The organism is Streptomyces olivaceoviridis, from assembly GCF_014650115.1.
GTDB lineage: Bacteria > Actinomycetota > Actinomycetes > Streptomycetales > Streptomycetaceae > Streptomyces > Streptomyces olivaceoviridis.
On the sequence record NZ_BMUI01000014.1, the window covers coordinates 141,386 to 163,525 of the forward strand.

General features: G+C 69.8%; 20 protein-coding genes. 13 read left to right on the forward strand and 7 right to left on the reverse strand.

Annotated elements, in window-relative coordinates; translation table 11 throughout:
* From IE273_RS25330 to IE273_RS25375, 10 genes are all read left to right on the forward strand, one after another.
* Positions 1 to 762 (forward strand): ABC transporter permease, encoded by a 762-nt coding sequence (locus IE273_RS25330; RefSeq protein WP_189817470.1) that lies wholly within the window; start codon positions 1 to 3, stop codon positions 760 to 762.
* A gap of 78 nt (positions 763 to 840) precedes the next feature.
* On the forward strand, positions 841 to 2,436 hold the full coding sequence (locus IE273_RS25335) for a condensation domain-containing protein (RefSeq protein WP_189817471.1): 1,596 nt from the start codon (positions 841 to 843) through the stop codon (positions 2,434 to 2,436).
* A complete protein-coding gene (locus tag IE273_RS25340; protein ID WP_189817472.1) occupies positions 2,433 to 3,335 on the forward strand; it encodes a sugar phosphate isomerase/epimerase family protein in 903 nt (300 codons plus the stop codon). Before IE273_RS25335 ends, IE273_RS25340 begins: the two co-directional genes overlap by 4 nt.
* 319 nt (positions 3,336 to 3,654) lie before the next feature.
* Positions 3,655 to 4,599: an NAD-dependent epimerase/dehydratase family protein gene (locus tag IE273_RS25345; protein ID WP_189817473.1), complete on the forward strand. Its 945-nt coding sequence runs from the start codon at positions 3,655 to 3,657 to the stop codon at positions 4,597 to 4,599.
* A gap of 209 nt (positions 4,600 to 4,808) precedes the next feature.
* Positions 4,809 to 5,312, forward strand: coding sequence for a cobalamin B12-binding domain-containing protein (locus IE273_RS25350; protein WP_189817474.1), 504 nt, complete (start codon positions 4,809 to 4,811; stop codon positions 5,310 to 5,312).
* Entirely contained in the window at positions 5,275 to 6,618 is a 1,344-nt protein-coding gene (locus IE273_RS25355) for a methylaspartate mutase (protein WP_229887507.1), read from the forward strand. Before IE273_RS25350 ends, IE273_RS25355 begins: the two co-directional genes overlap by 38 nt.
* Positions 6,619 to 6,620: 2 nt before the next feature.
* Entirely contained in the window at positions 6,621 to 8,138 is a 1,518-nt protein-coding gene (locus IE273_RS25360) for an AMP-binding protein (protein ID WP_189817475.1), read from the forward strand.
* 103 nt (positions 8,139 to 8,241) lie between these two features.
* On the forward strand, positions 8,242 to 8,616 hold the full coding sequence (locus IE273_RS25365) for a VOC family protein (protein WP_189817476.1): 375 nt from the start codon (positions 8,242 to 8,244) through the stop codon (positions 8,614 to 8,616).
* A gap of 212 nt (positions 8,617 to 8,828) precedes the next feature.
* A complete protein-coding gene (locus IE273_RS25370) occupies positions 8,829 to 10,034 on the forward strand; it encodes a DegT/DnrJ/EryC1/StrS family aminotransferase (RefSeq protein WP_229887508.1) in 1,206 nt (401 codons plus the stop codon).
* Between the two features lie 163 nt (positions 10,035 to 10,197).
* Positions 10,198 to 10,776, forward strand: a complete 579-nt coding sequence (locus IE273_RS25375; protein ID WP_189817477.1) for an HAD family hydrolase — start codon at positions 10,198 to 10,200, stop codon at positions 10,774 to 10,776.
* Between the two features lie 416 nt (positions 10,777 to 11,192).
* Here the strand turns inward: IE273_RS25375 and IE273_RS25380 are convergent, their stop codons facing one another.
* The 5 genes from IE273_RS25380 to IE273_RS25400 form a co-directional block, all read right to left on the reverse strand.
* The gene (locus IE273_RS25380) at positions 11,193 to 11,561 is read right to left on the reverse strand and encodes a VOC family protein (protein ID WP_189817478.1); all 369 of its coding nucleotides are present in this window, start codon (positions 11,559 to 11,561) and stop codon (positions 11,193 to 11,195) included.
* A 94-nt stretch (positions 11,562 to 11,655) separates the two neighbouring features.
* Positions 11,656 to 13,635, reverse strand: coding sequence for a carbamoyltransferase family protein (locus tag IE273_RS25385; RefSeq protein ID WP_189817479.1), 1,980 nt, complete (start codon positions 13,633 to 13,635; stop codon positions 11,656 to 11,658).
* A 16-nt stretch (positions 13,636 to 13,651) separates the two neighbouring features.
* Positions 13,652 to 14,080: a hypothetical protein gene (locus IE273_RS25390; RefSeq protein ID WP_189817480.1), complete on the reverse strand. Its 429-nt coding sequence runs from the start codon at positions 14,078 to 14,080 to the stop codon at positions 13,652 to 13,654.
* A gap of 2 nt (positions 14,081 to 14,082) precedes the next feature.
* On the reverse strand, positions 14,083 to 15,327 hold the full coding sequence (locus IE273_RS25395; RefSeq protein WP_189817481.1) for a radical SAM/SPASM domain-containing protein: 1,245 nt from the start codon (positions 15,325 to 15,327) through the stop codon (positions 14,083 to 14,085).
* 1 nt (position 15,328) lies between these two features.
* The gene (locus IE273_RS25400) at positions 15,329 to 16,177 is read right to left on the reverse strand and encodes a phytanoyl-CoA dioxygenase family protein (protein ID WP_189817482.1); all 849 of its coding nucleotides are present in this window, start codon (positions 16,175 to 16,177) and stop codon (positions 15,329 to 15,331) included.
* 621 nt (positions 16,178 to 16,798) lie between these two features.
* On the opposite strand from IE273_RS25400, the gene IE273_RS25405 reads away from it, so the two are divergent.
* Complete coding sequence (locus IE273_RS25405; RefSeq protein ID WP_189817483.1) at positions 16,799 to 17,047, forward strand: hypothetical protein; 249 nt, start codon at positions 16,799 to 16,801, stop codon at positions 17,045 to 17,047.
* 204 nt (positions 17,048 to 17,251) lie between these two features.
* On the opposite strand, the gene IE273_RS25410 is transcribed toward IE273_RS25405, so the two are convergent.
* A complete protein-coding gene (locus IE273_RS25410) occupies positions 17,252 to 17,659 on the reverse strand; it encodes a lipocalin-like domain-containing protein (RefSeq protein ID WP_229887509.1) in 408 nt (135 codons plus the stop codon).
* A 250-nt stretch (positions 17,660 to 17,909) separates the two neighbouring features.
* On the opposite strand from IE273_RS25410, the gene IE273_RS25415 reads away from it, so the two are divergent.
* Positions 17,910 to 18,128, forward strand: coding sequence for a hypothetical protein (locus tag IE273_RS25415; RefSeq protein ID WP_189817484.1), 219 nt, complete (start codon positions 17,910 to 17,912; stop codon positions 18,126 to 18,128).
* A 55-nt stretch (positions 18,129 to 18,183) separates the two neighbouring features.
* Positions 18,184 to 21,258, forward strand: a complete 3,075-nt coding sequence (locus tag IE273_RS25420) for a type I polyketide synthase (RefSeq protein WP_189817485.1) — start codon at positions 18,184 to 18,186, stop codon at positions 21,256 to 21,258.
* 83 nt (positions 21,259 to 21,341) lie between these two features.
* Here IE273_RS25420 and IE273_RS25425 read toward each other — a convergent pair whose 3' ends face one another.
* Positions 21,342 to 22,115 carry a thioesterase II family protein gene (locus tag IE273_RS25425; RefSeq protein WP_189817486.1) on the reverse strand — a complete coding sequence of 258 codons (774 nt, stop codon included), beginning with the start codon at positions 22,113 to 22,115 and terminating at the stop codon, positions 21,342 to 21,344.
* Between the last annotated feature and the right edge of the window lie 25 nt (positions 22,116 to 22,140).

The following is a 22,140-nucleotide window of genomic DNA, read 5'->3' on the forward strand; positions in this document are numbered from 1 at the left end:
GTGGTGAATTACGTGACGGTGGCCCGACTCTCCTACGCCGAGCACCTCGTGGCCTATCCCTGGCGGCTCTCCCTCGTCACGACGTGGCCGCGCGCCGTGCTCCAGTGCCTGTTCTGGGTGCTCATCGGCCAGGTGAGGGGAAACGGCGCGGCGTACGCGTTTCCCGGAGCGGTTGCGTTGAGCATCACTCTGTCCACGATCATCGGGCTGTCCGACGTGTCCACGCTCGACCAGCGCTGGGGCACGACCTCCCGGGTACGGATGGCCAATGTGTCGATCACGTGCTTGAACGCCGCCCGGAGTGTCCCGTGGGTCGTGGACGCGGTAGTGGTCTACTTGCTGTGCGTGGTGATCGTCGGCCCGTTGACGGGTCTGGGCGCGTCGACGGTGTGGCTTCTGCGGGCCTTCCCGATCTTCCTGCTGATGATTCTCTCCAGCGCCGCGGCAGGCCTGGCCGTGGCCTCGCTGTCCGCCCGACTGGATACCAACGTGCTGCTCGGCAACGCGCTGAGCTGGCTGATGCTGGCGGCCGGCAGTTTCGTCACCGCGGTGGTGCAGCTGCCGGTCCTGGACACCATCGGCGCGGTGCTGCCGATGACGCACGGCGTCGCCGCCGTTCGCGCGCTCGCTGCCGGCACCCCGTACTTCCCGGATGTCGTCCGCGAGGCGGTGGTCGGCGTGGGCTGGGCCGTCTTGGCCGCGGTGGCCTTCAGGGTGCAGGCGATGCGGGCGCGGCGTACCGGCAACGACTTCGCGGTCTGACCCGCGGAACGCACCACCTGGCCGTCGACGCCGGCCGGTGCACCGAGAACGACAACTGCGGAAGGGAACCTGACTGCGATGGACCTCCGACCAACCGACACTTCCGTGACCCACGAGACGATCAGAGCCGCGGTTCGCGCGGCGTTGATCGAGTCGACGCACCAGGTCGACCTGGCACGGATCGACGACCGGACCGACTTCTTCGCGATCGGCCTCGACTCCATGGCGGTCGCCTCGATGGTGGCCCGGCTACAAGAGCGACTGGGCTTCGACATCCCGCTGGCCGCGGTCTTCGAACACTCGAACGTAGGTGATCTGGTCGTCTTCCTGGACGATCTGAAGCGTGTCGAGGCGCCCCCGCCGCCTCGCCCCGCGGCGCTGGGCGAGTACTTCCTGGCGCCGATGATGACCAACCACCTGGCCCGCCGCATGGGCCCGGACTGGGAGCGGACGCCCGTCCCGACATGGGCTGCCGTGGAGCTGACGGCAGGGACGATGGACGCCGACGTACTCCGTTCAGCCCTGGACACGCTGGTCCAGCGGCATGAGGCGCTGCGCGTGTCGCTGCACCGGAGCGGGGACGTGATACTCGCTCGGCTCGACCCGGCGGCCTCCATTCCGCTGGAGGTGGTGGACGCCCCTGACGCCGATGACCGAGAGCTCGACCGCATGGTGTTGCGCCTCAGGGAGCGACTCTTCGACCGCACCAAGGCCCCCCTCGCGGCGGTCACCCTGATCCGACGTGCGGATGTCGACCTGCTCTGCATGGTCATCGACCACAGCATGAGCGACCTGTTGTCCTTGCGTATGCTCCTGTTGGAGATCGGCCGGCTCTGTGCGGGCCTGCCCCTGGCGGACCCCGCCGGCCTGACCCTCTCCCAATGGTGCTCGATAGAACGTCAGGTCCTGGCCGATGACGGTAAGAGCGCCGCCGAGTTCTGGTCCGAGATGCTCGAACCGCATTGGCCGGCGACGGAAACGGCCGCAGGGCTGGGCGCCGCGCCGGACCGGTGGACCCACCGCGGGTTCGAGGTCGGCGCGGAGTCCCGCCGTCGGCTGCTGGAGCGAGCGGCGGCCGAGGGAGTGACCCCGTTCGCGCTGTTCGCCGGTCACCTGCTGCACGCGGTTCGAACGGTCATGGGCGTCAGCCAGGTGCCGCTCATCGTGCAGTCGCTCAACCGGGACCTGCTCGGCACCTCGGAGCTGGTCGCTTCACCGGTGCGTGAACTGTGGCTGTCCGTGGACGTCGCGGAGCGCGAGACGCCCGAGCAGGCGGCTGCGAGCTTCCAAGAGCGCTTGCTCAGCGGACTGGGCTGGCAGATGACCCCGCCCTCGCTGGTGCTGGGCGGTCGCAGCGCGTGGTTCGACGCCGGTTGGACGCCGTGGATCTACTTCAGCGTGAACCTGTACCAGATGGAGTTGGACTTCCCCTCCGGCAAGGCGCGGTTGCGGTCGATCCCCATGGCCAAGGAGTCCAGCGCCCCACTCGACCTGCGCATCCTCGACCGCGGGGACCGCCTCGTGTTCGAACTCACCACGTGGCCGACCTTCCTGACCGAGGAGCAGACCGATGAACTGGCGCGCGTGCTCGCCCGGAGTGCCGCGTTCGGTCCGCCGCCGGAAATAGAGGAAGCGGTGGCGGGGGAAGTGGGCAAAGTGGGGGTTCAGCTGTGACCGACGCCATGACGTTCGATCCGCAGATCGCGATCAGCGGGACCGAGTTCCGGGACGAACCGCTCGACACGCTGTTGCGCACCGCCGACGAGGTCGGGGTAACGGCGATCGAGCTCTGGAGCCCGGAAAACCTCCGGACCGAAAGCGGTGGCGACGCGGAGGCCCGCCTGGCGGCTTGGTCCGGACGGGTCGTCGCGGTCTCGGTCGGTGTGGAGAACGCGGAGACCGAGGACGTCCCGGGCAACCGGGCACGGCTGATCGACGCGCTGGAGCTGGCCGACCGGGTCGGCGCGCCTGTCGTCAACACGTACTTCGGCGCACCGGGTTACCGTGACGACCGGCGCACAGCGGAGGTCCTCGCCCGCAACCTGGAACCCGTGCTGCGGCGGGCGGAATCCCTCGGGGTGACCCTGGTGCTGGAGAACGAGTTCGACGCGTTCGGGCGCGACCGCTACCGGGGCGACCTCACCCGGCGCCCGGACGCCCTGCGCGCCGCGGTGCGCCAGATCGGCAGCCCGCGACTGCGGCTCAACTTCGACGCGGCGAACTTCTACTGCGCGGGCGTCGAGCCCTTTCCGTACGCGTTCGACGTTCTGGCCGAGGACGTGGAGTACCTGCACGTCAAGGACATCCGGTACGCCGACACCACCCGGCCCGAGCCGGACGGACCGTGGGTCCGCTACCACGACTACGACCGGGCCTACGAGACCACCGCGCTGGGCACCGGGGCGGTCAACTGGCCCGGCCTGCTCGCCGGCCTGGCCGCCAACGGCTACTCCGGTCCGCTGACCCTTGAACCGCATGCCCGGCGGGAGCACCGCACGGCCGCCTTCGCCCAGGCCGCGGACTGGCTCCGCACCCAGATCTCACACCTACGTCAGCAGAATTCCGCCCGCTGACTCGGCGATTTCTACGGCCCGGAAACGCGGGCTCCGGCACCGCCGCCGACCACATCCGGATCGAGAACCGAGAAGTCCTGGACAATTCCCTTTTGCTGCTGCGCGACGGGACTGTGGAGAAGTGTGGTTGCCGCAGGTCAGCGGGTGCTCGCACACGCCGAAATCAGCTGCGGAGAACAGAGAGCCGGCGGGGAGACGATACCTTTCAAAGTCAAGCCGGGGATTGCATATAAGCGCCAATCTGAGGCCATTTTCCCGCGTAGATATCGTGTTATGGTTGGCTCGCCAAATCTTGCGGAATCGGATGGAGGCGTTGCGAATGCCTGACGAGATTCTGATCACTGGAACGTCAGGATTTATCGGCCGGCACTGCGCGATCGCCTTTGCCCAGGCGGGATGGCAGGTGACCGCGCTGGACATCAGACCGGCGCCGGAAGAGGTGGCGCTGTGCGCCCGGGTGCTGCGCACCGACCTGGCTGACCGGCGAGTACTGGAGGAGATCCGCTCCGGCCGGTTCGCCGCGGTCGTCAACCAGGCCGGCATCAGCAGCACCGTCGAACAGGACCGGGACCTGCTGCGACGGGTCAACGTCGACGCTCCCGTCGCGCTGGCCGCGGCCTGCGCGTCATCCGGCGCGCGGTTCGTCTACGCCTCCTCGCACAGCGTCTACGGCACCTTCCCCCCAGGGACACTGATCGCCGAGGACGCCGGCGCCGACCGGTGTTCCGGTCCGCTCAACCCCTACGCCGAGTCCAAGCTCCGGCTCGACCAGGAGATGGCACAGGCGCCGGAGCACCTGAACTGGGTCGGGCTGCGGTACACGAACGTCTTCGGCAGCGGCGAGGAGCAGAAGGGCGCGATGGCCTCCATCCTCTCCCAACTGCTGCGCCAGGCCGCCGCCGACGTGCCCATCAGGCTGTTCGCCGACTCCCTCACCGCCAGTCGCGACTACGTTCCGGTCGAGGTGGTGGCGCGTACCTGCCTCGCGTTGATCGACACCCCGGTCCCCTCCGGGGTGTACAACCTCGGATCCGGCGCACCGGTCAGCTTCGCGACCCTGCTGGAATGGTCCGCCTCGTTCGTCCGGGCACCGCTCGCTGTCCAGCTGGTGGCCAATCCGCTGTCCGACCGGTACCAGTACTGGACCGGGGCCGACCTGACGAAACTGCGGTCGGTACTGCCCACACTGGAGCGCCTCGACCAGAACCGGATACGCCGGGATGCCAGGGAGCTGTTCGACGAGTTCCGGGCCGGCAAGCCGTGACCGTGCCGCGGAGACCGCCGAGTTGACGTCGCGGCAGTACTGGCAACGGCCGCGGTGCCATGGAACCGCGCGAGGTGTGCGCCGAGCACGGCGCGGCACCGACGTATGAGGCCCGGCTCTGTCGGCTCCCCGACGAGTCCGGCGGACTTCCCCGAGCCGGCCGACGAGCCCGCTCACCCTGTGCGACTACCCGATGGGCAGACGTCAAAATGATCACTGACAACAGCTACCCGCGACGGAATCCCACCGCACTGCTCAGTTCGGTGTCCTCCGACTCCCATACGTGGAACCTCGTCTACCTGGAACTGGTGCTCGCCGAGGCCGGCTACGACGTCCACAACCTCGGTCCCTGTGTGCCGGACGAGTTGCTGATCGAGAACGGCCGGCGGTACCGACCGGACCTGATCGTGATCAGCTCGGTGAACGGCCACGGTGCCAGTGACGGAACGCGCCTCATCCAGCGGATTCGCGCCGATGCCGCCCTCGCCGGGACCCCGGTGGTCATCGGCGGGAAGCTCGGAACCGACGGGACGGCCGGTGCGGTCGAGCGGGAACGGCTCCTCCTCTCCGCCGGCTTCGCCGCGGTCTTCGAAGACGCCACCGACCTCTCTCCGTTCCTGGCCTTCGCCGCCGGCGTTCACAGGGCCGTCAGCACGGCAACAGGAAGGATTCCCGATGAGCACACCGAACGATATGCCACCGTTCGGAGGTGACTTCGGTGCGTTCGTCAGGCGTGCTCATGCCCAGGGGCGACTGGTCGTCCAGCCCCGGATGGGTTTCGGCGATCCCGCCCTCATGCGAGAGGGGCTGGCGGCGGTCGCCCGACTGCCTGCCGCGACGGCCGGGACGATCACCCTGGACAGTTACACCAGGGTCGGCGACTACCGGGCGATCGAGGCCGCACTGGCGAACGGCGAGCGGCTGAACGGCTATCCGATCGTCAGTCTCCATCCCGACGTGACCCTGGGCGTCACGCTGGGACTGGCCGGCCCGGATTTCCAGATCCAGGTCAGACACGGCAGTCCCGACCCGCTCGACATCGTCCGAGCGATGTCACGAGTCGGCCTCTACGCGACGGAGGGCGGCCCCCTGTCCTACTGCCTTCCGTACGGCCGGCTTCCCGTGCGGCGTGCCGTCGACAACTGGCGCCGTTGCTGCGAGGAGCTCGCCGCACTGCGCCGGCCCGGTGCCGAGCCCCACCTGGAAACGTTCGGCGGATGCCTGCTGGGCCAGTTGTGCCCGCCGTCCCTGCTGGTCGCCGTCAGCGTGCTGGAAGCCCTGTTCTTCCGCCGGCACGGACTGCGCAGCGTGTCGTTGAGCTATGCGCAGCAGACCAACCACCAACAGGACCTCCAGGCGCTGGCGGCATTGCGGACACTCGCCAGGAGACACCTGTCCGACGTGGACTGGCACGTCGTGCTCTACACCTACATGGGACTCTTCCCGGCCACGCGGTCAGGGGCGATGCGGCTGGCCGAACAGTCCGTCCGACTGGCGGCGCAGGGCGGTGTCGAGCGGCTCATCGTGAAGACGGCCGCCGAGGCACACCGTATCCCCACCATCGCGGACAACACCCAGGCGCTGCGCGCCGCGGCCGACTGGTTCGACGAGGCGGGCCGGTTCGCCGACGGGCCGGGACCGATGGGCGGCGGCGACCACAGCGACGGTGACGACGGCGACGACGGCAGCGACAACGAGGTGCTGCACGAAGCATGTGCCCTGATCGAAGCGGTCCTTGAGCTGTCGGACGACGTCGGCCGCGCGCTCGTCGAGGCGATGCGGGGAGGACTGCTCGACGTGCCGTACTGCCTGCACCCGGACAACGCCGGGAACTCCCGGTCGTTCATCGACGCGCGGGGGAGGCTCGCCTGGTCGCGGGCCGGGGCCATGCCGGTTCGCCCCCAGCCCGACCACGACTCGCCGATGTCCTCGGCCCAGCTCCTGGCCGCGCTCTCCTACGTCGCGGACCGTTCCGCCGCAGCGAGCCCGTACTCCACCGCCTCCCGCCGAGAAGGATGACCATGAGCCAGACAGCTTCGGAACGCTACCGGAACGCCCATCCGCGCCCGAGCGTCGAATCCGCTCTCGTGCGGCGGGTCCGCGAGGTCGCGGCGGAGCGGCGGCAGGCCCGCGCGGTCTCCGGTGCGAAGACCTCGATGACCTACGGTGAGCTCGACGACCGGTTGATGGTCTGGAGCGACGATCTCCGTCGCCACGGCGGCCGGCCAGGCACCGTGGTGGCACTGGGCGTGGCCGACCCCGCCTACCTGGCTCCCGCCTACCTGGCCGCCCGGGCCGCCGGCCTGGTTCCGCTGATGATGGACCCCCACCAGCCGGCGGAACGGCGCGACCAGGTGCTGCGCGCCGCCCGGCCGGCGCTCACGATGCGCGTTCAGGACACGCCCGAGTACCTGCCCACCGAGTTCGACCCGCGGACCCTGCCGGAGGCCGCGGGCTACGTCGGCTTCACCTCCGGCACCCAGGGACCGCCCAAGGGCATCGTCTCCCAGGAGGCGGGCGTGCTGCACTTCCTGGAGTGGGAGCGTCAGCTGCTTGGCCTGGAACCGGGCCAGCGGGTGGCGATGATCAGTCCACCGACGTTCGAGGTCATCTTCCGCGAACTGGGACTGGCACTGTGCGGTGGCGGTGAGCTGGTCGTCGCCCCGGCGGTGACACGGGTGGACCCGTCCGCCGTGGTGCCGTGGCTGGCCGACCATGACGTCGACGTGGTGCACGTGGTGCCCAGTCTCGCGGCCCGGTGGGCGGCAGCGGCCCAGCACCGGCGGGCGGACCGGCTTCGGTGGACGCTGTTCGCCGGCGAACCCCTGCACTCCCACCACGTCGAGGTGTGGCGGGCAGTGGCACCGGACGCGAGGGTGATCAACCTTTACGGTCCCTCGGAGACGACCCTGGCGAAGTTCTGGTACGCCGTGCCCCCGAATCCGACGCCCGGTCCGCAACCGGCCGGACGACCGCTGCCCCAGACCCGGTTGCGGCAACTGCCCCTGCGCAGCGCGGACGAGCCCGGCGGTGGCGCGTCGTTCCAAGTGGCCATCGAGACACCGTACGGCTCCCTGGGCTATCTCGACGGCACGGCGACGGAGGCCGACCACGCCGCACTGCGCCGCACCGCCGGCCTGACCACCTTCACCAGCCAGGACATCGGTGAGCTCGACGAGAGCGGAAACCTCGTCATCAAGGGCCGGACGGACTCACAGGTCAAACGGCGAGGAGTCTTCGTCGATCTGGCGGCGATCGAACAGGCCGCGATCGCCCAGCCCTCGGTCCGCCTGGCCTGCTGTTTCCAGTTGGCCCCGGACGCGGGCGGAACCGTGGTCCTCGCACTGGAAACCGACGGTGAGCTGCCGCTGGCGGAGCTGCGCCAACACCTCCGGCGCCAGCTGGGGCCCCAGTCTCCCGACGAGTTCCGGCTGGTCGAACGCATCCCGCTCAATCCGAACGGCAAGATCGACCGACGGGAACTGCTCGGCCGACTCACCGGGACCGGCCGGCAAGAAGAGCGAACGACATCACACTGAGTACTGGGGCTGTGTCCAGGGAAGCGTCGTCGACCCGGGCCGAACACGGCCGGCGTGACCGGCCGTCATGTTCCGCAACGCAGCCATCCGAGAAGGGAATCCCGTGGTAGGAGTGCGTCTCGACCACCTCCGGGTCGATGTCCATGACATCGAGAGGGCCGAACGGTTCTACTCGGAGGCACTGGGACTGCGGCGGATCGTCCGGTACGAGACCGAGAACGGCGTCATCTTGCAGATGGGTCCCGGCGGAGCACCACCCGGAGTCGAGCTGTGGTTCGAGTCCGGGCTGGAGCCCCGCCCGAGTGCGACGGAACATCTGGCGTTCGCCGTCGACGACGTCCACGGCCTGCTGGAACACGTCCGCGCTCTCGGCTACGAGGTGGTGAGGGAGCCGTGGCAGATCGGTGACGAGACCGTCGCCTTCGTCCGCGATCCCGACGGGCATCTCGTGGAGCTCAACGATTTCGCCGGCCGGTGACTCGACGCACCGCAGTCTCACACCCGCATCCGGCCAGGCACGGCCCGTACCCATGGCAGCTGGACCAGGCGCGCAGGCTCGGCCGCCTGAAGGACGTCATCCACGACAGCGGGAGCCGGGTATGAGCCGGCCGGCCACGCCGCGACACGGCCACGCTGCCGTACCCCATCAGCCGTCACGTTGAGAGAACCCCGACAGATCGGAGGGCCACGGTGCCCGGTCCAGGCTGGTACCTGATCGACGATGCCGAGGAGCAGGAGGTCATCGAGGCGCTGCGAGAAGGCCACCTCTCCCGCTATCGCTTCGGCGACGAGTCGTCCGTGTCCAAGACGATGCGGTTCGAGCGGGAGATGGCCGCACTGCTCGGCAGCCCGCACGCCCTGGCCGTGAACAGCTGCACATCGGCGCTCGTGGCCGGGCTGACCGGTCTCGGCGTCGGCCCGGGGGACGAGGTGATCGTGCCCGGCTACACCTTCATCGCCTCCATCGCGGCGGTGCTCTTCACCGGCGCCCGGCCGGTGCTGGCCGAGATCGACGAAAGCCTGACGCTGGCTCCGGACGACGTCGCGGCGAAGCTCACCCCACGCACCAAGGCGATCATGCCGGTGCACATGATCGGCGCACCCGCCGACCTGGACCGGCTGCTCGCGGTCGCGGACGGCATACCCCTGCTGGAGGACTGCGCTCAGGCGTGCGGCGGTTCGTACCGCGGCCGGCGGCTGGGCACCATCGGCGTGGCGGGGGCCTTCTCGTTCAACACCGGCAAGACGATGACCACGGGCGACGGTGGCCTGCTGGTCACCGAGTCGTCCGAGGTGTACCGGCAGGCGTTCGCTTTCCACGACCACGGGTTCGCGCCGGACCGGGCGGGCCTGGTCGAGGAGGGCCCGCGGATGGGGATCAACCTGCGGATGCACGAGCTGGCCGCCGCCCTGGGCCTGGCACAGGTGCGCAAGCTCGACCGCGCACTGGAGCACTGCCGCCGCCTGGCGGCCGTGGTGCGCGAGGGACTGGACGGTGTGCCGGGCGTCGGCCACCGCGTCATCCACGACGAGGGCTGGTGCGGCACGGCGCACGTCCTGATCTTCGAGGATCCGGTACGAGCGGCGGCGTTCGCGCGCGAACTGGGCGGGTCCACCCTGGACGCCTCGACCAAGCACAACTACGCCCGCGCGGGCCAGCTGCACGCCGAGTTCGCCCGGACCGACGCGAACGGCGAGCGACGGATACGGAACGCCGCCCCCGGCGACCTGCCGCGCACCGACGACCTGCTGTCCCGGTCGGTCGCACTCAGCGTGGGCGTGGTGGACGGCTATCTGGGCACGCTGGGCGAGGTCACCGTGCTCGACACCCCGCAGGAGGCCGCGGCGAAGACCGCGAAAGTGCGCGAGGTGCTGCTGCGCACCGCCATCGGATGACCGGAGGGCGGTGCCGTCCCGGCCACCGCGGACGACACCGCCCTCCGGCCGATGTGCGGTCCGGGCGGCGCTGCGCCGGGCGGGACCAGCTCGGCCTTGGAGCCCGGCCGCGACCTGCTCCGCGCGATCAAGGTCATCCCGCTGTGCCCCCGTGAGGAGAACCGTGCTCATCGTCTTCGACCTGATGGACACCTTGTTGACCGATCCGTTCCGGCGCGCTCACGAGGCCGCGTGCGGGTTGACGTTCGCCGAGTTCGAGGCGGTGCGTCCGGACGGTGTGTACCACCGGCTGGAACGGGGCGAGATCACCGAGGCCGACTACTGGCGCAGTCTCGTCGACAGCGGCCTGGACTGGGACGTCGAGGAGTTCCACCGGGTGCGCCGCGCGGGCTACGCCTGGATCGACGGCATGCGCGACCTGGTGTCCGACTGCACCGCCGCCCACACGGTCGTGATCGGGTCGAACTACGCGGACTGGATCGACGAGGTGGTACGGGACCACCTGCACGGCCTGGACGTGGACGTGTTCGCCTCGTGCCGGCTGGGCGTGCGCAAGCCGTCGCCCCGGTTCTTCGAACTGCTGGCGGACGCCACGAACACGCCACTGCGGAACGTGCTGCTGGTGGACGACAAACAAGTCAACACCGACGCGGTGGCGGCGCTGGGTGGCACCGGTGTCCGTTTCACCGACGCGGTGGACACCCGCGAGGCGCTCCGGAAGGCGGGCTTGGCCGGTATCTGAGCGCTTCGAGGGCATCGCGCGCGCCCTGACCTCCGCGGGCGAGGTCGTCGGACAGAACCCTGGCCGCCGCGGGGGTCTGCGGCACGGACCGCATCGACTTCCGGGGGCGGGCGGACCGGCGTTCCCCGCGGCGCCCACAGCCGGTGCCCGGCCGGCCGGACCGGCTACCGCGAGCGCCTGCTGGGAGACACCTCTGCCTCGGGAGGCCCGGCGCGTTCCGGGACTTGGCGGCGGGACGCGCCGACCCGCGCGCCGGTCCAGGCGCCACGTCGACTTCCACGTCGCGCCGCGGCTGCTCACCGCGGGTGTCCTCGATCCGATGTCCACCGGCCATCCCGCTCCGGCCCGAGGACTCCGGCACGGCCACGTTCCGGGGCTTGGCGGCGGGACGCGCCGCCAAGCCCGTCATCGGGACGCTAGCTGAAGTGCTTCAGCTCGATCCGGTGGCCGTCGGGGTCGACGACGAACGCCATCGTCTCCCCTTCGATGGAGAACGGCTCACGCACCACCTTGTAGCCGAGCCGGCGGACCCGCTCGACCCATGCGGGCACGTCGTCAGCGAGGAACGCGACGTGCTCGGTGGCGCTGGCGACCGGTGTGAGATCGCGCAGCATGGTGAGTTCGACGCCGGGCAGCCGGCCGCCGGGCGCCATCATCTGGATGACACCGTCCGGCAGGTCGTAGCGGAACACCCGCTCGAAGCCCAAGGCGTCGCGGTAGAACGCCTCGGCCGCGTCCATGTCCTGTACGTCGAGGCGGACGCTGTCGAAACGCAGGTCGGTCACTGTGTCTCCCTCCCAGGGGCCGGACGGGGGTCCGGGGTACGGATCGGGGGGCGATCCCGCCGGGACGCCCCCCGATGGTTCTTCGTGCGCCGCGTCAGCGGACCCGGAAGTCCACGACCCGGTGCTCCCACAGCAGCAGCAGTGTGTCCAGGGTTTCCTCGTCGGCGGGCAGTCCGCGGGCCGCCGCCGACGTCGGTTCCGACGCGGCTGCCTGGAGGAGGCCGAACACCGGCTCCGACACGGAGACGGGCTTCGCCCCCTGGGTACGGAACGACACGATGCGTTCGACCGAGCCGTCCGCCGTCGCCACCACGCGCAGCCGGGTCGCCGGGTGGAGCACCACGTCCGCGGTGTGGAGCACGGCGCGGAACCCGGGCTTGCGCCGGACCGCGTGGCCGGGCACGACGGCCAGGTCGAGCGTCGTGGTCACCAGGCACCGCAGCACATCGCCGACCGACTGCACGATCGGCTCGGCGAAGTTGTTGAACGACGTGTTCAGCAGCACCGGCACGTCCGTGGCCGCGCGGAAACCGTCGATCAGCTCCCACATCACCGGGTTGGTGTCCCGGTGCACGGTCTGCACGCGTGCGCTGCCGTCCACGTGGGTGACGGCGGGCAGCTTCTCCCGCCATTCGGGGCGGACGTCCACGACGCAGCCCATGAAGTCCAGGCGCGCCTTGGTGGCGGTGAGGTCGAACACCTCGTGCGCGGACTCGGCGAGGACCGCGGGGGCGAAGGGCCGGAACCCCTCCCTCTTCTTGATCATCGCGTTGACCCGGTCGCGGCTGCCGGCGTCGCGGGGATCGGCCAGGATGCTGCGGTGGCCGAGGGCCCGTGGCCCGAATTCGGACCGTCCGTGCGCCCAGCCCACGACTTGGCCGGCCGCGACCGCCGACGCCGCGTACCGCGCCTCCTCACCCGGCGCGATCTCCTCCACGTCCACGAAGGCGCTCCACCCGGCCAGTTCGGCCCGCACCACGTCCCGGTCGCCCAGGTCGGGCCCGAGGAAGGCGTTGACGAGCCCCTTGCCCCGGCGACCGCCGGTGACCTCCGCCTGCCAGTGCTGCGCCGCACCCGCCGACGCGCCCGCGTCGTGCGAGGCCGGGTGGACGAAGACCTCGTCGAACAGGCCCCACTGCAGGACGCGGCCATTGGCCGTCGAGTTGTGGGTCACGCCACCGGACAGACACAGCCGGGTGGCCCCCGTCTGCCGCGCCCAGTGGCTCAGCAGATGGTGCTCCACCTCCTCCAGCGTCGCCTGGAGGGCCGCCGCCAGGTCGGAGTCCTGCTGTCGGATCGGCTCACCGCGCCTGCGCGGCTTGAACCCGGCGTGCAGCAGATGCTTCACCACGGCGCCGCTGTCCATGGTGTACCCGCCGCCGTCCGACAGTTCGTAGTGCGGGCGGAAACAGTCGCGGTACACCGACGGGTCACCGTAGGGCGCGAGTCCCATGACCTTGTACTCGTCGAAGCGGCGGAAGCCGAGGAAGGGCAGCAGCGCCAGGTACAGATGGCCCAGCGAGTGCCGGTCGGGATAGCTGTGCAGCAGCTTCAGGCCGCCGTCGGTGCACTCGAACACCGAAACGGCCTCGGCCTCGCCGTTGCCGTCGATGACCACCGCGAGAGCGCTGTCGAACCCCGAGTCGGCGAAGGAACCGAACGCGTGGGCGCGGTGGTGCTTGGTGAAGTGGATGTCCCCTTGCTGGAACTCCCGTCCCAGCGCGTCGGTGAGACGCGTCGTCAGCAGCTCCCGCGCGGACAGCACGGGCGCATCGGGGACCTTCAGGTACTCCAGGCCGACCTCCAGGTCGGCGTAGTCCTCCCCGAAGAAGAACGCGACGTCGTCGACGTCCTCCGCGCGCACGCCGGCCAGCTCCAGGCAGGCCTTCGCCGCCGAGGCGGGGAACAGGTTGGAGTGCTTGAGCCGGTTGAGACGCTCCTCCTCGACCGCGGCGACCACCGTCCCGTCCACGACCAGGGCCGCGGCGGAATCGTGGAACAGGTACTCCGGCACGTCGGGCATGAAGGTCCCGGCCAGATCGGAGAAGCTGCCCGTGATACCCAATGTGATCATGTACTGACTCCTCGTGTCACGCGGCTGTCCAGCGCAGTGCAGTGGCCTTGCCCTCGTCGACCCGGTAGGCGGAGCGCCCGTCGACCACGACCTGCGCACCCGCACCCAGCCGCACGGTCCACGCGTACGGCTCCCCGTCCGCGGCGGGCCACCAGGCCTGGCCGCCGTGGGCGATGGACACGGTGGCATCGCTGGTCGTGGTCAGCACGACCACCGAACGGACCGGTCCCAGGGCGTGTGCCGGGTCCGGCTTCTCCACGGACTGCCACGTGTCCCGTGCGGCTGCCTGCTCACCGGGCTCGCGACCCGCGCCCAGCACGGGGCCGACGACGTCCAGCTCGCCGTCGGCGTACGCCCATCCCCGCAGCAGCACGGCGCGGGCGGCCAGATCGGCCGACTCGAACCTCACCTGCGCGCCGTGCGCCGTCGATCGCGTCTCGTCCACGTTCACGCTCCCGTCTCATGGGGCACCGCCGGCAGCACGTCGAAGCCGTCGTACCAGGCCCTGGTCTTGCCCGAGTCGAGCAGGCGGGGATTGAACCACTCCCACTGCGCGCCACCCGGCTCGGTGACCTCCTTGTGGAACCGGTGGAAGCCCTCCTTCTGCCGCCTGGCCTCCCGGAACGACTGGCCGAACGCGCACTTGGCGCAGATGGCCATCTCGGTGTTGCGGGAGCGGAACTCGAGCGCCTCCGGCTTCGCCCAGATCTCCTCCAGCGTCTCGTGCTGGAGATTGCCGAGCACCTTCTCGCCGTTGTAGTCGTGGCAGCACGGGACGACGCGCCCGTCCCACAGGATGGCCACGGAGTTCCACGGCCGGGTGCACGGTTCGGTGTAGCCGGCCGACGTGTGCTCGCCCAGCTCGGCCACGAGCTCGTCGCCGAAGTCCCAGCGCTCAAGCCGGATGACCACACCGCGGTCGACACCCAGCTCCTCGCAGTAGGCGAGGAACTGCTCGGCCTCCTCGTTGTTGGCGTGCATGTTGATCATCTGCAGGGTGAGGTTGGTGTCGTATCCGCCCTCGTCGCGCAACCGCACCAGCTCGCGCAGATTGCGGTCGGCGATGTCGAACCGGGCCGCCCTGCCGCGGATGGACTTGTAGACGTCCGGGTCCAGGGAGTCCAGCGACAGCACCATGTTCGCGAGGCCCGCCTTGAGGACCGCCTCGGCCCGCTTGGGCAGCAGACTCGGCGGGTTGCACGACAGGCCGGTGTGCACGCCGTGGCTCAGCGCGATGGCGATGGCCTCGCCGATGCCCCTGTGCAGCAGGGACTCCCCGAAGTGGTGCAGTGCGCAGAACTTCGTGTCACCGCTGACCTGGCGCATGATCGAGTCGAACAGCTCCAGCGACATGTCGCCGAGGCCGCGGTCCATCTCGAAGGTGCGCGGGCACATCTTGCAGGTGTACGGGCAGCGGTTGGTCAGCTCGATCTGCTCGATCTTGGGCAGCCGGCCCGCCTGCCGGGACGGACCGCTGTCGAGCCACCGGTTGGCCGCGTCGCGGTCCGCGAAGACCAGGTCCAGCTCCTCGGCGACCTCGGGGACGCCGATCGAGGCGGACGGCGAGTCGTAGATCGCCTCCAGTGCCTCCACGGTCGCCCACGTGTCGACGGCCTGCTTCTTGCTGATGTGGTTGGTGAGGACGACGGTGTCGCCGACCTGCCGGTAGCTGAAGAATGGCAGCAGGTACACCTCAGACCTCCGCGACCTTGTCCACCGTGTCCACCTTGGCCTCCTCCGCGTTCACCGCGTCACCGTGGGACAGCCGCCACCGCAGCTCGTCGACGGTCGTGGGCGGTACGTTGTGCACGTTCAGATACCGCCGGGCGCGCGGACTGAGCCGGGTGAGCACGTCCTCGGGCACGGCGCGGGTGAAGTCCATCTGCGGCCGGTACCAGGGCGCCGTGAACAACGTCTTGATCAGGGCGCGTGGCATGTCCGTGCCGTTGGTGCCGGCACAGTGCCAGATCCGCGCGTCGAACACGACGGCGTCACCGGGTTCGACCTCCAGCGGCACCGACAGCGGTGCCATCACCTCGGGGTCCGGCTCGTCGGCGAGGGTGAGGTGGCTTCCGGGGACGACCCATGTCGCGCCGTTCTCCTCGCGCACCCGGTCGAAGAAGTAGAGGATATTGACACCGGGAATCCTGTCGGGCGGGAAGGACACACCGGTGACGTCCATCAGGTCCGTGTGGTAGTCCCACGGGTAGCGGCCCTGCCCCGGGAACAGGATCAGGGCGTCGAAGCAGTTGAGTATCCCCTGCGGGCCCAGGAACGCGTCGACGACGTCGAGCGCGGACGAGGTCTCCAGCAGGCCGTGGAAGACATCGTCGGCGGCGGCCAGGTTGCGCAGCGCGCCGCGTTGCCGCATCCCGACGAGGCGCTCGACGCCGTAGGTTTCGTCGTCCAGCTCCGACAACCGGTGCAGTGTTTCTCTGATGCGCCGGGTCTCCTCGGGCGAGAGGACGCCCGGAAGCACCGCGTACCCCGTTGTCCGCACCTTGCCGATCACGTCGTCGATGTCGATCGCACTACCAGGCAATGTGACCTTCTCCCCTCATGGAACGCACTTCGTCTTCGTGGCGCGACACTGGGGATCGAGTTTTCAGCAGCCGGTGGTACCCGTCCACGGTTGGCGATCATCACGATGTTGCACGACCACAAGCTGTCATGGGCAGGTGTGTGCAGCAGTACGTGTGAACGAGCGACCGGCGAACCGGTCGACAGACACGTTTTTCGGTGGACGGGGCTCCTGGACCGGGCCGGCGTCGTCATGTGTGGCCGAATCTGCACCTGTCGCACGGACGGGACGCACACCTATAGTTGCGTGATTCGATCTTCTGCCCGGCGTGCATGGCTGTGTGATCCGTGTAGGCGATGACACGTATCGGGTGGCATCACCGGCGACGACATGGGGCAGAAGAAGGAGCAGGAAGGCACCACGGGGTGGCACTCATGGGCCAGGCGCCGGCCACCTGTCCGGGCTTCCTCCACACCGAGAAGGCTTGACATGGCAAACACAGACGCGCGGCTGTGCCGGCCCAGTGCTCAGGTCGTGCACCCGCGCCAAGGGGAAACGTGTGCAACAGATGCCGAGGAGCGTGGAGGCTGCTGCTCCCCGGCACGGGAAGATCCCTGCATCTGTCGGACGGTCAGGTCCTGGATGGACTCCATAGACCGCTCGGGCGCCCTGGCGGAGGCCCGGTTCAGCGCGCTGGAGGCGTTCCTGCTGTTGGTGCGGGCCGAAGCGCCGGATGCCGTGCGGCAGGAACGGGTCGAACAGATCCGCGAGGCACTCGGAGCAGCGCGTGCGCTCGTCGTCGCGGCCGGCTGCGCGCTCAGCCAATCGGTGGACCACCAGCGGGCCGCGGTCCACGGAGATCCTCGGAACCCCTCACCGAGCCACCACTGACCGGCGGCTTCGGGCCGGCCGGTGAAGGGGGAGCCCCGCTGGCCGGGGGAGTGGGCGGGGGTGGATCACGGACCGACGCTCACGACAGCCTCTGCCACTACGGCTCCCCGGAGCCGTAGGCCCCCGCGGCGCCCGCGAGCCCACGGGCCGTAGGCCCCCGACGGCCACGAGCGCCGCGGGGGCCTACGGCCCGGCCCGGTGGGATCAATGGTCCTGCGGTGGTGTCCGGGACCACTCCAGTACGGCCGTCCGGCGCTTGCCGTCGATGACATCGGTTCCCGCCAGGGTCAGGGACCCGGGCTTCAGCTCCTCGACATCGCGTACCTGGTCGGAACCGGCCCAGCCCGACACCGGGCTGGTGACCTCGATGGTGTGGACGACCTGCCGGCCGGCCAGACGCCAGGTGCCGGCGTAACCCACGGCGTCCATGGGGACGGACGAGGAGGCGGTGCCCGATGTCCTCATCATGGTCACGGCGACGTGGCCGTCGGCGGTGTACATGAGGCGCCCCTTGGGATTCGGGCCGAGCGGTCCTTCCAGCATGCCTCCGTGCTCGTCACGCTCGTAGCAGGCGGAAAGCTCCCACACCCCGACCAAATCGGCTGCGGCCATGTCTGCCATATATGCCGACCTCCGGCTCTTATTCATCGTGTTGACATCCATCAAATGCGTTACCCGTGACATGGTGCCAGTCAGGACTGACGCGTTGCTGACACAGTGCTGATGTTCAGGGTGTTCGGGGGACCGATTCCCGCCGCACCGTGGCCGGGTCGTGTTTGAATCCGGCAGGGGGAATTGGGAACGCTGCTTGAGATCGCCGTGCGAGGAATTTCGACCGAGGTTCACTGCGCAGGAGGTGGGTGTGGTGTTCGATCCGGAACCCGATGGAGTGACCGGCCAGGACCGCACGGAGTCCGGGTTCGGCTCTCCGCGGCTGTCCTGCGCGGTGACGGGCGTAGCACCTGAGCCGGGCTGGGAGGCCGAACCGATGCAGGGGGCGCTGACCTCGTACGCCCAGATGCTGCGTCAGATTCTCGACCTTCAACTGCCCGACCGGAGCGCCATCACGGACCGGCCGTGAGTTCGCGGCCGCTTCCGCAGAAGTGTGACGAGAGGTTATGGACACTGTGAAGCCAATGTCCGTTCAGGGATCCGGCGCTGCCCAGAACCAGGCCGGTGACCCGCAACAGGCGGAACTCGTACGGCGACTGCTGCTGGAGAAGTACGAGCCGATCGCTCTGGTCGGCGCCGGCGTGCGCCTTCCCGGCGGGAGCAATTCACTCGACGAACTGACCGAATTCCTGCGCGAGGGTGGCACCGCGACAGTCCCGGTGCCCTCCGACCGCTGGGACAACGAGGAGTTGTCGAAGCTGGGGCAGCCGGTACCGCAGGGAGGCGGCTTCCTCGACGCGATCGACCTCTTCGACGCCAGGTTCTTCAACATATCCCCGAAGGGGGCGGCCTGGATCGACCCCCAGCAGCGCCTCCTCATGGAGACCGCCTGGGAGGCGCTGGAGAGCGCCAACATCGATCCGGCCACCCTGCGGCACGGCAACGGCGGGGTCTACATCGGGGCCAGCAACATCGACTACGCGATGGAGCTGGACGGGATCGCCATGCGGGATCTCGACGGAAGTGTCGCGCCGGGCGTCACACACGCCGGCCTGTGCGGCCGGTTGTCGTACTTCCTCGGCTGGCGCGGTCCCAGCATCACGATCGACACCGCCTGCTCCGCCTCGCTGGTGGCGCTGCACTACGCGGTGGAAGGGCTGCGCCGACGCGAGTGCGACATCGCGCTGTGCGGTGGCGTCAACGTGATACACCACCCGCGTACCAACGTCCTCTTCGCCGATCTGGAGGCGCTGTCCCCGGACGGGCGCTGCAAGACGTTCGACGACAGCGCCGACGGCTACGGCCGTGCCGAGGGATGCGGCGTCCTGGTGCTCAAGCGCATGTCGGACGCCAAACGGGACGGGGACCGGGTGCTCGCGCTGATCCGCGGTACCGCTGTGGGCCAGGACGGCGAGAGCGCCGGCCTCTACGTCCCCAACGGCAGCGCCCAGGAGCACGTGATGCGCAGGGCCCTGGCCGCGGCGGCACTCGAACCGGGTCACATCCAGTTCGTCGAGGCGCACGGAACCGGGACCCCGCTGGGCGACCCGATCGAACTGGGAGCGATCAGCGAGGTGTTCCGCGACTCGCACACTTCGATGGCTCCCGTCGTGGTCAGCTCCCACAAGGCCAACATCGGGCACATGGAGCCGGCCGCCGGAGTCGGGGGCGTGCTCAAGACCGTCGCCCAGCTCCGCGACGGCAGCTACTTCCCCCAGGCCAACTTCAATACCCCGTCGTCGCGGATCCCGTGGACGGCCTACCCGGTCGACGTTCCGACGAGCAACCGCCCCTGGCAGGCCACCACCCGGCGCGCCCTCGTGAACTCCTTCGGCTTCACCGGCACCATCGCCGCGGCCATCGTGGAGCAGGCGCCCGCCTCCGCCGAGCCGGGCCCGCGACCGGGCGACGGCGACCGCCACGTCTTCACCCTCTCGGCCAAGAGCGCGGTCTCGCTCCAACACCAGCTCGACCGGTACCAGAAGCTGCTGGACCAGCGCCCCGACCTCGACGTCGGCGACATCTGTTACACGGCGAACATCGGCAGGGCGCACTTCGCCCACCGCGTCAGCGGCGTGGTGCGCGACCGCGAGGACCTCACCGCCCTGCTCGCCGACCGGCTCGTGCGGCTGAGCGGTGAGCAGGGGGACGCCGGCGACATCAGCAGGAAGGTGGCCTTCCTCTTCGCCGGGCAGGGAGCCCAGTACTCCGGGATGGGGGCCGGCCTGTACCGGCGGTACGCGCGCTTCCGTGAACAGGTCGACGAGATCGACGCGCTGTTCGAGCCGTACCTGGGGCAATCGGTCAAGGCCATCATGCTGGGAGACGACGGGGACACACAGGAGATCCACCGAACGCGCTGGGCCCAGCCCACGCTGTTCATGCTGGAGTACTCGCTGGCCCAGCTGTGGCTGTCGTGGGGCGTGCGGCCCAGCGTGATGATCGGGCACAGCATCGGCGAAGTCGTGGCCGCCGCCGTCGCCGGGCTGTTCAGCCTGCCCGACGCGGTCCGGCTGGTGGCGGCACGGGCGCGGCTGATGGACTCCGTGTCGGCGCCCGGCGGAATGCTCGCGGTCCGCGTCGCCGCCGACGAGGTCGCCCCGCTCCTCGAAGCCCACCCCGACCTGGCCATCGCCGCCCGCAACGCCCCCACCCAGTGTGTGGTGTCCGGTGCCCGGGCCTCCCTCGACGAGCTGAAGGACGAACTGCTCCGGCGGAAGGTGCACGTCACCGAGCTGTCGGTGTCGCACGCCTTCCACTCCCCCCTCATGGAGGAGGTCACCGAGGCCTTCGCGGCGGAACTGCAGGACATCGAGTTCCACGAACCCCAGCTGTCCTTCGTCTCCAACATCACCGGGGAGATGGCGCGGTGGCGGCAGGTCTCGCGCCCGGAGTACTGGGTACGGCACATCACCGCTCCCGTGGACTTCCTCGGCGGGATGCGGACGGTGGAACGCCGGGGCAACCACGCGTTCATCGAGATCGGCCCCGCCCGCACCCTGACCGCGCTGGCCAAGCGGTCGGCGAAGGCGGCGCAGGACCAGGTCTGGCTGCCCAGTCTGCGGAAGGGCGCCGAGGACGACGAGGCGCTGCTGCACGCCGTGGCCGGTCTCTACGAGGCCGGACTGTCCTTCGCGTGGCGCGACTTCCACGGCCCGGCCACGCACCGTCGCAAGGTGGACCTGCCCACCTACGCGTTCGACCGCAGGCGGTACTGGCTCCCGACGGACCGCGGCCGGCACCTGGCCGACAGCGAGCCGTCGCCTCAGGCCGCACCGGACGTCCCGGCGCCGCGGCCCGCCTCGGTCACCCCGCAGGACCTCGCCGGGCTCAGCTCCGAAGAGCGTGAGGCGGCCCTGGTGGTGCTCGTCCGGGAGCACCTGGCGATCACGCTGGGATTCGCCCATGCCACCGAAGTGCCCGCCACGGCCACCTTCTCCGAGCTCGGCATGGACTCGCTGGCCGCCGTGGAGATGCGCGACGGTCTGCAAGCGGCGCTGAGCGTCACCCTGCCGGTGTCGGCGGTCTTCGACCACCCGACGCCCCGGCTGCTCGCGGCGTTCCTCGGCGAGCGGTTCGACGGCGGTGCCGAGAGCTGACCGAAGCCGTCGCTCGCGGCTGTGGCCCGTACCCCGGGGAGGGGTACGGGCCACAGCCACGAGCGACCGGTGTGGGGACGCGGTCAGCTCTTCTCCGCCGACGCGCGCAGGTGCCGGCCCAGATCGGTGGCGATCGCGGAGGCGTGCTGGTAGATGTAGAAGTGCGATCCCGGGAACCGGGTCAGGCCCAGGAACGCGGGACTGAGCGCCGACCAGGTCGCCATCGCGTCGCCGGCGAGCAACGGGTCGGAGAGGCCGCAGTAGGCCACCAGGGGGCACCGGACCGGTGCGGCGTCATGACGGTAGTCGTTGAGCACCTGGAAGTCGGCACGCAGCGCGGGCAGCACCAGCGCGCGCATCTCCGGGTCGTCGAGCACCTCCGGGGGCAGCCCGCCGAACTGTTCGACCTCGCCGGTGAACTCCTCGTCCGACATGTCCGCGATGGGTACGTCGGTGGGATGGTGTGCGACGCCCGCCCAACCCGAGACGGCGAGCAGAGCAGGGCTCGGGCCGCCTTCCGCTTCCATGGCCAGGGTCAGCCGGTAACTCAGCAGCGCCCCCATGCTGTGCCCGAAGAAGGCGAACGGCCGCCCGTCCCAATCGTCTTCCACTTCGTCGTACAGCGCCTCGATGAGCGGGTCGAGGCGGGTGAACGCCGTCTCCGAGCGGCGTTCCTGCCGTCCCGGGAGCTGCGTGGTGCGCACCTCCACGTCGTGGGGGAGGAGTGACGCCCACCGTGCGTACGAGGCGGCCGATCCGCCGGCGTGCGGGAAGAGGTAGAGGCGGACGGTGGCATCGGGCCGCTGCGGGCCTGCGTGGAACCAGCGGCCCGAGGCCCGTCCGTCATCGTGACCCATGAGGCCTCCGTGGAATTCGTCTGTG